This is a genomic window from Sphingopyxis soli, assembly GCF_018682675.1.
Classification (GTDB): Bacteria; Pseudomonadota; Alphaproteobacteria; order Sphingomonadales; family Sphingomonadaceae; genus Sphingopyxis; species Sphingopyxis soli.
Genome location: NZ_JAFMTR010000066.1, coordinates 1 through 12479 on the forward strand (window position 1 = coordinate 1; position 12479 = coordinate 12479).

Below are 12479 nucleotides of genomic sequence, written 5' to 3' on the forward strand. Positions count from 1 at the left end.
CCGGTAAAGCGGCAGGTGATCGGCATACTTGGATACCAGCACCTGGGCGATCAGTGCCTCGGTGGGAGTACCGCCCTCGATGATCCGCGCTGGCGCCGGAGCCTGCACGATCGCGCTCTCGCACGAACGGCAGCCATAACGCGGCCGCCGGGTGACCAGGACGCGGAAGGTGGTCGGCACCACATCGAGGCGCTCGGCCACATCCTCGCCGATCTTCCGAATGTGCCGATGGCAGGATCACACCCTCGGCCTCAAGCTGTTTACGCAAATCCCGCCGCCAGGCGTATAGCTGCGAGGGATCCAGCCCATGCCGGCGCGCCACAGGACTGACGCCCTTGCGGCCCGAATAGCACTCCGCGACAATCGAGGCCTCCACCTCGGGCGGCCACTCCCGCCGCTTGCCCGCGCCGATGAACACCTCAAGGCGGCGCGCCAAGCTGGCCGCCGGACGCCCACCCAGCGCCAGCCTAAGGTGATGTACGATAGAATCCAGGCGGGCCGTACGCCGGGCAAATGTTGCAGTCACATCTGGAGGAAAGCGTTCAACGAAGATCCGCGTGGTGCAGCGGGATGTGGCGCAGCGAAAACGCCGGGCGACAAGAGTAATCCGAACCGGTCGGCCATGAGAGAGTAGATCGGCGAGTGTACAGTGATATCGACTGTGGACACGCGCAGATGGGCGGCAGCAGTTCGGGTAAATCGAAACTCGAAATCGGGATCGCCGGGTGATCCGTATCTGATCGGCGGCATACTCGACCTTGTCGATCACCAATCCTGTTGGCGCAATGGCTTCGCGAAAACCTCTCCCATGCATGGCGATCTCCTCCTTCGGGGAAAAACTCGCCACTATCAACGCACTTGCACCAAAAGTGAGTCAGAGCCCCATTCTGGCGCTAATCCACATCCTAACGCGAAGGGCTCGGGCGCTTTAGCGTACGAAAGCCTCTGATGGGGGAACCCGCGTGGGCTCTGGGATTGAGCTATGGGATTTGTTTTGGCCTGGTCGGAAGGGCACCGTACATAGTTGCAAGACGACCCGGGCGACAGCGCGAGGCGCGAACTCGACCGTTATGATCGACGCTCAAAGCCTCCATTTGTCGTCCTTTGGCGGATGTGCGGCAACTCTCTGAGGCGATCGGCGCAAGGCGGCCCGTTGGCCAGCGCCGGGCGCGCGCGGTCGTTCTTGGGAATGGGGGCAATTGCCGCACTGGCCGAACTCGAACGCGTGGTCTCGACCTTATTGGCCTCGTCAACAGGACTGGGCCGCAATAGCTAGCAAGTTGCCAGCTCGAATTCGACGCTCATAAAATGATTACTCGGTCGGCGATTTTTCTGCCGGCGAGCTTGAAAAGCTGCGACTGCGATCGCGAGCGAATTTGCAACCAAAAATCGGCTTCCGATATCGTCCAGCCCTTGCCAAATTTTGTGATGGTTTCTATGATGGTTTCAGCGGTATCTCGTTGTTGATTGCATCGGATTTCCGCCGCTTTGATGCCCAGTTCAGTTCCTCTTCTGGGCACCAGTGCCGCTTTAGCTCAGTTGGTAGAGCACATCATTCGTAATGATGGGGCCACAGGTTCGAGTCCTGTAAGCGGCACCATAGCTTCCCCGACTTCTCCGCGCGTGCCGCTCAGAAGCTCTTGGGCAGTTTCAGCACATGCGTTGCGACGTGGCTCAGGATCAGGTTCGTGCTGATCGGCGCGACCTGGTAGAGGCGCGTTTCGCGGAACTTGCGTTCGATGTCATATTCCTCGGCGAAGCCGAAGCCGCCGTGGGTCTGGATGCACATGTCGGCTGCGTACCAGCTTGCTTCGGACGCAAGCATTTTCGCCATGTTGGCTTCGGTGCCGCAAGGCTCGCCCGCCTCGAACATCGCCGCCGCCTTGTCGACCATCGCTGACGCCGCCGAGATCTGGACGTGCGCGCGCGCGATCGGAAACTGGATGCCCTGATTCTCCCCGATCGGGCGCCCGAATACCTCGCGTCCCGAGGCGTAGGCGGCGGCGCGGTCGACGAAAAAGCGGCCGTCGCCGATGCATTCGCTGGCGATCAGGATGCGCTCGGCATTCATGCCGTCGAGAATATAGCGAAATCCCTTGCCTTCCTCGCCGATCAGGTTTGCCGCGGGCACGCGCAGCTCGTCGAAGAAGAGCTCGGTGGTCGCGTGGTTCAGCATCGTGCGGATCGGCCGGATGGTGAGGCCGTTGCCGACCGCCTCGCGCATGTCGACGAGCAGCACGCTCATCCCGTCGGAGGATTTCCGGGCCTGATCGCGCGGGGTGGTGCGGACCAGCAGGACCATCAGGTCGCTGTGCTCGGCGCGGCTGATCCATATCTTCTGGCCCGAAACGATATAATCGTCGCCGTCGCGGCGTGCGAAGGTCTTGATCCGCGTCGTGTCGGTGCCGCTCGTCGGTTCGGTGACGCCGAAGGCCTGCAGGCGCAGCGCCCCGCTCGCGATGCCGGGCAGGTAGCGCGCCTTCTGCTCGGGCGAGCCGTGCTTCAGGATCGTTCCCATCGTGTACATTTGCGCGTGGCAGGCGCCGCCGTTGCAGCCCGATCGATGGATCTCCTCGAGGATAGCGGTCGCCGCCGACAGCCCAAGCCCAGCGCCGCCATAGTCTTCGGGCACGAGCACCGACAGGAAGCCTGCTTCGGTCAGGGTGCGGACGAAGTCGGTCGGATAGATGCGGTCGCGGTCGAGCGCCTGCCAATAGCTGCCCGGGAATTGGGCGCAGAGCCGGCGGACGGATTCGCGAATTTCGGGATGTGATGGCTCGGACATGGATATTTCCTTCTCAGTTGGCTGTCGCCGCCATCACCTGTCGGCCGTCGGCGGCAAAGGCGGCGAGGGCGATGGAGTCGCTGTCGCGGCGCAGGACGAGATGGAGTTCGTCGCCGCAGATCGCCGGCGACAGGCCGCGAAAGGCGAAACGCTCAAGCCGGTTGTCGCCGATCTCGCGCGCCGCGAGGTCGAGGAGGAGCGTCGCGGTGAGCGGGCCGTGGACGACGAGGCCGCGATAGCCCTCTTCGTGGCACGCATAGGGCAGGTCGTAGTGGATGCGGTGGCTGTTGAAGGTCAGCGCGGAGTAGCGGAACAGCAAAGCCTCCGACGGGACGAGCATCCGGTGCGCATCCCAGCCCGACGGGTCGAACTTGTCACTTGCTGGCGGCGGCGGGGCGGGCGCGCCAGCGGGGGCTGGTTCGCGGAAGACGATCGACTGGATTTCGCGCACCGCGAGGGCGCCGTCGCCGTGGGTTTCGTGCGCGACCTCGGCGAAGACGAGCTTGCCGCTGCCGCCCTGCTTTTCGGTGATCGAGGCGACGCGCGACGAGCGCATGACCGACTGGCCGGGTCGCAAAGGCGCAAGGAATTCGACCTTGCTCGCCGCCCACATGCGGCGCGGCAGGGGGATCGGCGGCAGGAAGCTGTCGTCGCTGTCCTCGCGCAGCGGATGGCCGTCGGCCCCGAGGATCGCGGTCGGCGCGTCGGGGAGGCAGAGGCACCAGTGATAGGCCTGCGGGACGCTGCCGTCGGCAGGCGCGGTGCGGTCGAGGGTCGCGAGCCAGCGACCGACCGCGGCGGGGTCGACATGATCGTGGCGGACCTCCTCGCGGCCGATCCAGTTCTGCCAGTCGTTGGTTGTTTGGGCGCTCATCAATTGCGTCCTCCGGTCAGCCCGCGCGCGATCACCTGCGCCTGAATTTCCGCCGCGCCCTCGAAGATGTTGAGGATGCGTGCGTCGCAGAGGATGCGGCTGATCTCGTACTCGAGGGCATAGCCGTTGCCGCCGTGGATCTGCAGCGCGGCGTCGGCGTTCGCCCACGCCGCGCGCGCGCCGAGCAGCTTTGCCATCCCCGCTTCGATGTCGCAGCGCTTGCCGCTGTCCTTGGCGCGCGCGGCGGCGTAGCTCAACTCGCGCGCCATCACGAAATCGACGAGGCTCATCGCGAGCTTGTCCGACACGCGGGGGAAGCGGACGATCGCCTTGCCGAACTGTTTGCGGGTGAGCGCATAATCGAGGCCGAGTTCGAGCGCGCGGCGCGCGACGCCCACGGCGCGGGCGGCGGTCTGGATGCGCGCGCCCTCGAAGGTGCGCATCAGCTGCTTGAAGCCTTGCCCCTCCTCGCCGCCAAGCAGCGCGTCCGCGGGCGCCGTCATGGCGTCGAATTGCAGCGCATATTCGCGCATCCCGCGATAGCCGAGCACCTCGATCTCGCTGCCGCTCATGCCGGCAGCGGGGAAGGGATCGGCCTCGGTCCCGCGCGGCTTGGGGACGAGCAGCATCGACAGGCCCGCATAGCCCTTCGCATCGGGGACGGTGCGCGCGAGCAGGGTCATCAGGTCCGAACGCGCGGCGTGGGTGATCCAGGTCTTCGCGCCGTCAATGATCCAGCCGTCGTTCGTCAGCCGCGCTTTGGTTTGCAGCGAGCCGAGATCGGAGCCGACATCGGGTTCGGTGAACACCGCGGTCGGCAAGACCTCGCCGCTCGCGATCCGGGGCAGCCATTCGGCCTTCTGCGCGTCGGTGCCGCCCATCGCGATCAACTCGCCTGCGATTTCCGAGCGGGTGCCGAGCGAACCGGCGCCGATCCAGCCGCGCGACAGTTCCTCGGTGACAAGGCACATGACGAGCTTGCCGAGGCCGAGGCCACCATATTCTTCGGGGATGCAGACGCCGAAGGTGCCGAGGTCGGCCATCGCCTGCACGGTGGCATCGGGGATCAGCTCGTTCGCGAGGTGCCACCCGTGCGCGTGCGGGATGATCGAGGCGTCGGTGAAGCGGCGGTACTGGTCGCGGATCGCGTCGAGGTCGGGGTCGTGCAGGCTCTCGCTCGGCCAATGACCCTCGGCGAGTGCGGCGGCGACCTCGGCGCGGGTGGCGGCGTGGTCGGTGTCGAGCAGGTCGGCGCAGGCATAGGCGAGCGTGCGGGCTGCGGCGGTCACGCCGAGGTCGGCGGGGCGGAAGATTTCGTTCTGGCCCATCGGCAGGCCGCCGGTGAGCTGACCGATGCTTTCGGCGAAGGCGAGGGTGGCGATGGGGGCGTCGAGGGGGTTGGCGTCCCGGCCCGCTTCGAGCCAGTCGAGTGTCGCTTCGAGCGCTGCAACGGTGGTGGCAACCCATGCGAAGCCATGCGCCGCGCGTTGCTCGCTGTCGATTGGAGATAGGTCCGGCCTGGAGCTTTTGGGACGATCCTGTTCCCCCGCGAAGGCGGGGGTCCATCTCCCGTCGGTGCTATCTCGACCAGACCGGAGATGGGTTCCCGCCTTCGCGGGGACACGGGAATTTTCCAGTTCCAGCCGTTCGGCGAGCGCCGCTTGTGCCGCGCTGCGATAGGCCTGCGCGGCCGTCAGCGCGCTGTTGAGATCGGCGCGCATGATCATTTCCTATCGTCACCCCGGACTTGATCCGGGGTCCATGCCATCGGCGCCGCAATGGACCCCGGATCAAGTCCGGGGTGACGAGGATGTGGAGGGTGGTTCAAGTTGACCGCCTGCTGCTCATCGATCCTCCCGCGTCAAACCGCGCGCTCGAAGATCGCGGCGATGCCCTGACCGCCGCCGATGCACATGGTTTCAAGGCCATAGCGGCCGTCCCTGCGAACAAGTTCGCGCGTCAGATTGGCGAGGATACGCCCACCCGTCGCGCCGATCGGGTGGCCGAGCGAGATGCCCGAGCCGTTGACGTTCAGAATCTCGTTGCGGCTGTCGTCGTCGCTCCAGCCCCAGCCCTTGAGCACCGCGAGCACCTGCGGCGCGAAGGCTTCGTTGAGTTCGACAAGGTCGATGTCGCCCCAGCCGAGGCCGTTACGCGCGAACAGGCGTTCGACCGCGGGGACGGGGCCGATGCCCATGCGGCTGGGGTCGCAGCCCGCGGCGGCCGAGCTGTGATACCAGGCGATCGGTTCGAGCCCGAGCTCGTCGAGCTTGTCCTCGGCGACGACGAGGCACGCGGCGGCGGCGTCATTCTGCTGGCTCGCGTTGCCGGCGGTGACGACGCCGCCTTCGAGGGCCTTCAGCTTGCCGAGCGACTCCATTGTGGCATCGGCGCGGTAGCCCTCGTCGTGGGCGAAAACGACGGGATCGCCCTTCTTCTGCGGCACCGACACCGGGACGAGCTCGTCGTCGAACAGGCCGTTCGCCCAGGCCGCGGCGGCACGCTGGTGGCTGCGGACGGCATAGGCGTCGCACGCCTCGCGGCTGATATCATAGTCCTTGGCGAGATTTTCGGCGGTCTCGATCATGCCGGTGATGACGCCGAAACGCTCGACTGGCTGCGACATGACGCGGCCGCGGGTGAGCCGGTCGTGGAGCGTCAAATTGCCTGCGCGGATGCCCTTGCGGACGTCGGTCGTATAATGTTCGACGTTCGACATCGATTCGACGCCGCCCGCTACGACGACGTCGGACATGCCGGTCTGGACCATCATCGCGGCATTCACGACCGCCTGCAGCCCAGATCCGCAGCGGCGGTCGAGCTGGTAGCCGGGCACTTCGAGCGGCAGGCCTGCGGCGAGCCACGACCAGTGGCCGATGCTCGGCGCCTCGGCATTGCCGTAACCCTGGCTGAACACGACGTCGTCGACGCGCGCGGGATCGATCTTCGTGCGCTCGATCAGCGCCTTCAGGATGACCGCGCCGAGGGCGCCGGCGGTCATGGACGATAGCGAGCCGCCGAACTTGCCGACGGCAGTGCGGATCGGGGCGACGATGGCGGCGCGGCGCAGGGTCATAGGTCAATCTCCAGGCATAAAAAGCGTGTTCCCCGCCTTCGCGGGGGAACACGGAGAGAGGATTGGCTTAGCCGACACCGACAATCCCCGCATCGATCAGCCGGGCGATCTCACCGGAGGAAAGCGAAAGGCGCGAGGCAAGCACTTCTTCCGTATGCTGTCCGTTGCGCGGGGCAGGGCGCGGCGGTTCGCGTGTCGCTTGCGGGATGGTCGAGAAGGCCCCCGCTGCGGGATAATCAAAGCCGCTCGGGTTGGCGGCGCTGCCGAAGATCGGATTGTTCGCGACGAGCGCAGGGTCGTTCGCGGCGTCGTGCATCGTGCGATAGGGCGAATGGACGATCCCGCCCGCATCGAAAGCTGCGGCGAGGTCGGCGTGGTCGCGGGCGGCGATCGCTTGCTCGAACAAGGGATAGAGCGCGTCGCGGTGGTCGAAGCGGAGGCCGTCGTCCTTGGCGAAGGACACGCCGCGTTCGCTTTCGATGCTCGCGACGTGGTCGCCGAGGTCCAGCGCCGCGACCAGATTCGCCCACTGGCGCGGGGTGACGACGACGATCATCGTGCGTTGGCCGTCGCGAGTGACAAAGTCGCGGCCGAACAGGCCATAGACGGCGTTGCCGAGGCGTGGGCGGTTCTCGCCCGAATACAGCACTTCGGCGATACCGCCGAGGTTTGCGACGGTGCCGATCGCGACGTCCGACAGGGGAATGCGAACCTCGCCGCCTTCGCCGCTGACGCTGCGTCGCTGGATCGCGGCGAGCAGCGCGAAGGCTGCATAGGCGCCGGTGAGCAAGTCCCATGCGGGGAGCACGTGGTTGACCGGCTCGGGCCCGGCGCCGGTGAGCATCGGGTAACCGACCGAGTTGTTCACGGTATAGTCGAGCGCGGGCGAACCGTCGGCCCAGCCCATCACGCGCACGGTGATGAGGTCGGGGCGGCCCTTCGCGAGCTTGTCATGCGACAGGAAGCCGTCGACGGGAAAGTTGGTGATGAACTGGCCGGTGGCGCGAACCAGCTCCTGCAATAGCTCGCGGCCTTCGGGCCGGGACAGATCGAGCGCGACCGACTTTTTGGCGCGGTTGAGATTTTCCCAATAGAGCGACTTGTTTTCCACCGTCACCGGCCAGCGGCGGAAATCGGGGCCGCCGCCGATCTGGTCGACGCGGATCACCTCGGCGCCGAATTGCGCACAGTACAGCCCGGCGGTGGGGGAGGCGACGAAGGAGGAGGCTTCGATGACAGAGAGGGTCGGGAGGAGATTATACATGGACTCGATCCACCATCCCTGTGTTCCCCCGCGAAGGCGGGGGCCCATCACCGACCCTCGCGCTATTCGGCGAACGGTGATGGCAAGACGATAGCCCGGGTGATGAGCCCCCGCCTTCGCGGTGGAACATGCCTTTGAGGGCGGGGCGCAGGACCACCCTCACGCCGCCGCAAACTCGCGCAGCATATGCTTGGCGATCTGGAGCTGCAGGATCTGCGTCGTGCCTTCGTAGATGCGATAGATGCGCGCATCGCGGAAGAAGCGCTCGGCGTCATATTCGGCAAGATAGCCGGCGCCGCCATAGACCTGGACGCAGGCGTCGACGACGCGCCCGCACATTTCGGACGCGAACACCTTGAACGCCGCCGCCTTGCGCAGGACATTCTCGCCCGCATCGGCGCGGCGGGTCACATCCTCCATCATGCATTCGGCGGCGTAGATGTCGATCTCGCTTTGCGCGAGCATCTGCTGGATGAGTTGGAAATTGGCGATCGGTTCGCCGAAGGCCTTGCGCTCGGTCGCGTAGCGCACCGCGCTGTCGAGCGCGCGCCGGGCGTAGGCCGTGGCGGCGGCGCCGACCGACATGCGGCCGTTGTCGAGGCTCATCATCGCGTATGCGAAACCCTTGCCGAGCTCGCCGCCGAGCAACGCCTCGCCGCCGACGCGGACGTCGTCCATCACGATGTCGGCGATATGGCTGCCCGCCTGGCCCATCTTCTTGTCCGACTTGCCGATCGAGACGCCCGCCGCGTCCATCGGGACGATAAAGGCCGAGACATGGGCGTTCTTGGGCAGATTCTCCTTCGAGGTGCGCGCCATGATCAGGCCGACCTTGGCGAAGGGCGAGTTGGTGATGTAGCGCTTGGTGCCGTTCAAGACCCAGCCATTGTCGGTCTGCGTCGCGGTGGTCTGGAGCCCCGCCGAGTCCGACCCCGATCCGGGTTCGGTGAGGCCGAAGCAGGCGATCTCGCCCGCGGCGACGCGCGGCAGCCATTCGGCCTTCTGCGCCTCGGTCCCGCCGTTCTTCAGTGCCGAGGCGAACATGCCGATGTTGATCGAGATGATCGAGCGGAACGCCGGCATCGCATAGCTGATCGTGTGGATCGTCCTGATATACTGGCTGACGTTCATCCCCGCGCCGCCATAGTCCTCGGGGATCGTCAGGCCGAACAGCCCCATGTCGCGCATCTCCGACAGGATGTCGTCGGGGATCGCGTCGGCCTCGATGATTGCCTTCTCGGCGGGGAGAAGGCGCTCGCGCACATAGCGCTGAAGCTGTTCGATAAATTGTTCGAAGACGTCGGCGTCCATGCCGGGGTTGCTGCCGGGATTGCTCATGGGGCTCGCTCCTCAGATCGGGTCGTAGGGGAAGACGTGCGCCGACACCTCGTCGGAGCGCGCGAAGGCGGGGCGAAAGGCGGGGATCAGTTCGTCGGCGATCGCTTGCGCCGTCCAGCCTTCGAGCTTCGCCATCGACCGCACCGGGCGCGGCTTCGAGAAAAGCAGGATCTCGTTCTTGCGGACGCTGAAGATCTGGTTGGTGACGTCCTTCGACAGGTCGGAGGCGAGATAGGCGACGAGCGGCGCGATCTTGTCGGGCGACATTTCCTGGATGCGCTTGACGCGCTCCTGCTCGGCGGGGGTCGTCGCGGGGATCGACGAGGTCATGCGGCTCCACGCGAAGGGCGCGATGCAGTTCGACCGAACGCCGACGCGCGCCATGTCGAGCGCGATCGACTGCGACAGCGCGACGACGCCCAGCTTGGCGGCGGAATAATTGGCCTGGCCGATGTTGCCGATGAGGCCGCTGGTCGAGGTGAAGTGGATGAAGCTGCCCGATTGCTGCTCGCGGAAATAAGGCGTCGCGGCCTTCGAGACGTTGAAGACGCCGGTCAAATTGACCTCGATGACGCTCTTCCAGTCCTCATAGCTCATCTTGTGCCAGATGGTGTCGCGCAGGATGCCGGCGTTGTTCACCACCGCGTCGATCCGGCCGAATTTCGCGACCGCGTCCTCGATGATGCCGGCGGCTTCCTTGGGGTCGGCGACATTGCCGAAGTTGGCGGCGGCTTTGCCGCCCGCCGCGATGATGTCGTTCGCGGTGGTCTCGGCCGGGGCGGGATCGCCGCCGTCGCCTGCCTGCGCGACGCCGGGGTCATTGACGATCACCGCGGCGCCCTGCGCGGCGCAATACAGCGCTAGCTCGCGGCCGATGCCGCGCCCGGCGCCGGTGATCGCGACGACCTTTCCGTCGAGACACAAGCTCATCACTGCTCTCCCTCGATTCGAGTTGGTAGCGCGATATGCTCCCCTTCGCATCATTTCAACATTCAGAATTGATTTTTCATGATGTTGAAAATATTCGATGCGTGATGACCGGTCCTGTACGCTCCGTTTCGCAAGCCTTTGCGATCCTCCGCCTGCTCGGCGAGGGGGGAGCGCTGACCCTTTCCGATATCGGCCGGAGCGTCGGGCTCAGTCCGTCGAGCTGTCTCAACCTGTTGAAAACTCTGGTCGCGGAAGGTGCGATCGAGCGCGAGGGCGCGAGCAAACGCTATCGCCTGACCGCGCCGTGGCAAGCGGCCGAGGCGCTGCGCGGCACCGCGGGCACGCGGCTTGTCGACCGGGCGCAGTCGCGTATGGCCGCCTTCGCGCAAGCGACCGACGCGGCGGTCGGCCTCTGGAAGGTCGTGTCGCGCGACCGGATGCAACTCGCGGTTCGGGCGGAGAGCGATGCGGGGATGCGACTCAGCCTCGCAGACGACCAGCGCCAGCCGCTCGGCAGCGGCGCGGCGGGCCGGGCGATCGCGGCCGCGCAGGGGGTGGGCGAGGGCGAGCTGGCGCGCCGCTATGCGCCGGTGCGTTGGCAGGCCGACCTGCCGTTCGAAACCTATGTGCGGCAGGTCCACGAAGCCTCGGCGCGCGGCTATGCGGTCGATCGGGGCCATGCGCATCGCGGGGTGTGGACCGTGGCGGCGGGAATAACGGGCATCGCGCCCGGCTTTTGCCTGTCGGCGTCGGTCGTTGCGGAGTCGCAAAGCGATACCGGGATCGCGGCGCTGGGGGCAAAGCTGATCCTGCTCCGCGACGAGCTGATCCTGCAAGCCGCATAGCCATTGTTTCTTGTGCGGCCCGGCCGTGCATGTCAGGGACGCGCGCAAATAGCGGGCATGCCGTGGCGGAGGAATTATGAAATTCGACGTGGTGATCGTGGGCGGCGGGCATGGCGGGGCGCAGGTGGCGGTGATGCTGCGCACGCAGAAGTTCATGGGATCCATCGCGATCATCGGCGACGAGCCCGAACTGCCCTACGAGCGCCCACCGCTGTCGAAGGAATATTTCGCGGGCGAGAAGGAATTCGAACGCATCCAGCTTCGCCCCGCCAAATATTGGGACGAGCGCGAAGTGACGATGCTGCTCGGCAAGCGCGTCGTGTCGGTCGATCCGGCGGCGCATGTCGTGACGACCGACGGGGGCGAGACGATCGGCTATGGCAAGCTCGTCTGGGCGACCGGCGGAGCGCCGCGGATGTTGCCGATCCCCGGCGGCGACCTGCCGGGCGTGCAGGGGGTGCGGACCAAGGCCGATGCCGACGCGATGAAGGCGGCGTCGGAGACGGCGGGACAAATCGTCGTGATCGGCGGCGGCTATATCGGGCTCGAGGCGGCGGCGGTGCTCAGCAAGGCGGGCAAGAAGGTCGTGCTGCTCGAGGCGCTCGACCGCGTGCTGGCGCGTGTCGCGGGGGTCGACCTCTCGCGCTTCTACGAGAAGGAACACCGCGACCATGGCGTCGACCTGCGGCTCGGCGTCTGCGTCGATGCGATCGAGGGCGACACGCATGTCACGGGCGTCCGGCTCGCCGACGGCGAGGTCATCCCCGCCGACCTGGTGATCGTCGGCATCGGCATCGTGCCCGCGGTCGAACCGCTGATCGCAGCGGGCGCCGAGGGCGCGAGCGGTAGCGGGGGCGTGCTCGTCGACCGCCTCTGCAAGACGAGCCTGCCCGACATCTATGCAATCGGCGATTGCGCGGCGCATGTGAACGACTTTGCCGAGGGCGCGACGATCCGGCTGGAATCGGTGCAGAATGCCAATGATCAGGCCAATGTCGTCGCCAAGGGCATCGTCGGCGACGAGGCGCCCTATCATGCGATTCCGTGGTTCTGGTCGAACCAGTACGACCTCAAGCTCCAGACCGCGGGCCTCTCGACCGGGCACGATCAGGCGGTGCTCCGCGGCGACCCCGCGACGCGCAGCTTCTCCATCGTGTATCTCAAAGCGGGCAAGGTCATCGCGCTCGACTGCGTCAATGCGACCAAGGATTATGTGCAGGGCCGGATGATCGTCACCGCCGGGCTTCGGGCGACGCCCGAGCAGCTTGCCGACGCAAGCGTGCCGCTCAAGGACTTGCTGCCCTCCTAGAGTGCGTTCGGTTTTGATTGAATCAAAACCGGCACTCCAGATTCTTGTTTTGCCGTGT

General features: G+C 66.1%; 10 protein-coding genes, 1 tRNA gene and 2 pseudogenes. 3 read left to right on the forward strand and 10 right to left on the reverse strand.

Annotation, left to right across the window (positions count from 1 at the left end; translation table 11 throughout):
* The 3 genes and pseudogenes from J1N50_RS10955 to J1N50_RS10965 all read right to left on the reverse strand — a co-directional run.
* Nucleotides 1-216, reverse strand: a pseudogene (locus J1N50_RS10955) (IS66 family transposase zinc-finger binding domain-containing protein); the annotation flags it as partial.
* 40 nt (nt 217-256) lie between these two features.
* A pseudogene (locus tag J1N50_RS18100) lies at nt 257-814 on the reverse strand (transposase); the annotation flags it as partial.
* Nucleotides 815-1301: 487 nt separating this feature from the next.
* Nucleotides 1302-1520 (reverse strand): hypothetical protein, encoded by a 219-nt coding sequence (locus J1N50_RS10965; RefSeq protein ID WP_141237084.1) that lies wholly within the window; start codon nt 1518-1520, stop codon nt 1302-1304.
* A gap of 4 nt (nt 1521-1524) precedes the next feature.
* On the opposite strand from J1N50_RS10965, the gene J1N50_RS10970 reads away from it, so the two are divergent.
* Nucleotides 1525-1600 (forward strand) — tRNA-Thr (locus J1N50_RS10970).
* A 30-nt stretch (nt 1601-1630) separates the two neighbouring features.
* Here J1N50_RS10970 and J1N50_RS10975 read toward each other — a convergent pair.
* The 7 genes from J1N50_RS10975 to J1N50_RS11005 all read right to left on the reverse strand — a co-directional run bounded on the left by J1N50_RS10975 (nt 1631) and on the right by J1N50_RS11005 (nt 10267).
* The gene (locus tag J1N50_RS10975; protein ID WP_215353499.1) at nt 1631-2785 is read right to left on the reverse strand and encodes an acyl-CoA dehydrogenase family protein; all 1155 of its coding nucleotides are present in this window, start codon (nt 2783-2785) and stop codon (nt 1631-1633) included.
* 13 nt (nt 2786-2798) lie between these two features.
* A complete protein-coding gene (locus J1N50_RS10980; protein ID WP_215353500.1) occupies nt 2799-3659 on the reverse strand; it encodes an HTD2 family dehydratase in 861 nt (286 codons plus the stop codon).
* Nucleotides 3659-5380: an acyl-CoA dehydrogenase family protein gene (locus J1N50_RS10985; RefSeq protein ID WP_246553387.1), complete on the reverse strand. Its 1722-nt coding sequence runs from the start codon at nt 5378-5380 to the stop codon at nt 3659-3661. The genes J1N50_RS10980 and J1N50_RS10985 overlap by 1 nt, the downstream gene beginning before the upstream one ends.
* Before the next feature lie 140 nt (nt 5381-5520).
* The gene (locus tag J1N50_RS10990) at nt 5521-6735 is read right to left on the reverse strand and encodes an acetyl-CoA C-acetyltransferase (RefSeq protein WP_215353501.1); all 1215 of its coding nucleotides are present in this window, start codon (nt 6733-6735) and stop codon (nt 5521-5523) included.
* 67 nt (nt 6736-6802) lie between these two features.
* Entirely contained in the window at nt 6803-7999 is a 1197-nt protein-coding gene (locus J1N50_RS10995; RefSeq protein ID WP_215353502.1) for a CoA transferase, read from the reverse strand.
* A gap of 159 nt (nt 8000-8158) precedes the next feature.
* Complete coding sequence (locus tag J1N50_RS11000; RefSeq protein ID WP_215353503.1) at nt 8159-9337, reverse strand: acyl-CoA dehydrogenase family protein; 1179 nt, start codon at nt 9335-9337, stop codon at nt 8159-8161.
* A 12-nt stretch (nt 9338-9349) separates the two neighbouring features.
* On the reverse strand, nt 9350-10267 hold the full coding sequence (locus tag J1N50_RS11005) for an SDR family NAD(P)-dependent oxidoreductase (protein ID WP_215353504.1): 918 nt from the start codon (nt 10265-10267) through the stop codon (nt 9350-9352).
* Nucleotides 10268-10371: 104 nt separating this feature from the next.
* Here J1N50_RS11005 and J1N50_RS11010 point away from each other — a divergent pair, with 104 nt between their 5' ends.
* Nucleotides 10372-11112 (forward strand): helix-turn-helix domain-containing protein, encoded by a 741-nt coding sequence (locus tag J1N50_RS11010; protein WP_215353505.1) that lies wholly within the window; start codon nt 10372-10374, stop codon nt 11110-11112.
* 76 nt (nt 11113-11188) lie between these two features.
* Complete coding sequence (locus J1N50_RS11015; RefSeq protein WP_215353506.1) at nt 11189-12421, forward strand: NAD(P)/FAD-dependent oxidoreductase; 1233 nt, start codon at nt 11189-11191, stop codon at nt 12419-12421.
* Nucleotides 12422-12479 lie beyond the last annotated feature (58 nt).

Coding starts and splice junctions, on each gene's coding strand:
- J1N50_RS10975 (WP_215353499.1), bottom strand. CDS start 2,785: ATGTCCGAGCCATCACATCCCGAAATTCGCGAATCCGTCCGCCGGCTC.
- J1N50_RS10980 (WP_215353500.1), bottom strand. CDS start 3,659: ATGAGCGCCCAAACAACCAACGACTGGCAGAACTGGATCGGCCGCGAG.
- J1N50_RS10985 (WP_246553387.1), bottom strand. CDS start 5,380: ATGCGCGCCGATCTCAACAGCGCGCTGACGGCCGCGCAGGCCTATCGC.
- J1N50_RS10990 (WP_215353501.1), bottom strand. CDS start 6,735: ATGACCCTGCGCCGCGCCGCCATCGTCGCCCCGATCCGCACTGCCGTC.
- J1N50_RS10995 (WP_215353502.1), bottom strand. CDS start 7,999: ATGTATAATCTCCTCCCGACCCTCTCTGTCATCGAAGCCTCCTCCTTC.
- J1N50_RS11000 (WP_215353503.1), bottom strand. CDS start 9,337: ATGAGCAATCCCGGCAGCAACCCCGGCATGGACGCCGACGTCTTCGAA.
- J1N50_RS11005 (WP_215353504.1), bottom strand. CDS start 10,267: ATGAGCTTGTGTCTCGACGGAAAGGTCGTCGCGATCACCGGCGCCGGG.
- J1N50_RS11010 (WP_215353505.1), top strand. CDS start 10,372: ATGACCGGTCCTGTACGCTCCGTTTCGCAAGCCTTTGCGATCCTCCGC.
- J1N50_RS11015 (WP_215353506.1), top strand. CDS start 11,189: ATGAAATTCGACGTGGTGATCGTGGGCGGCGGGCATGGCGGGGCGCAG.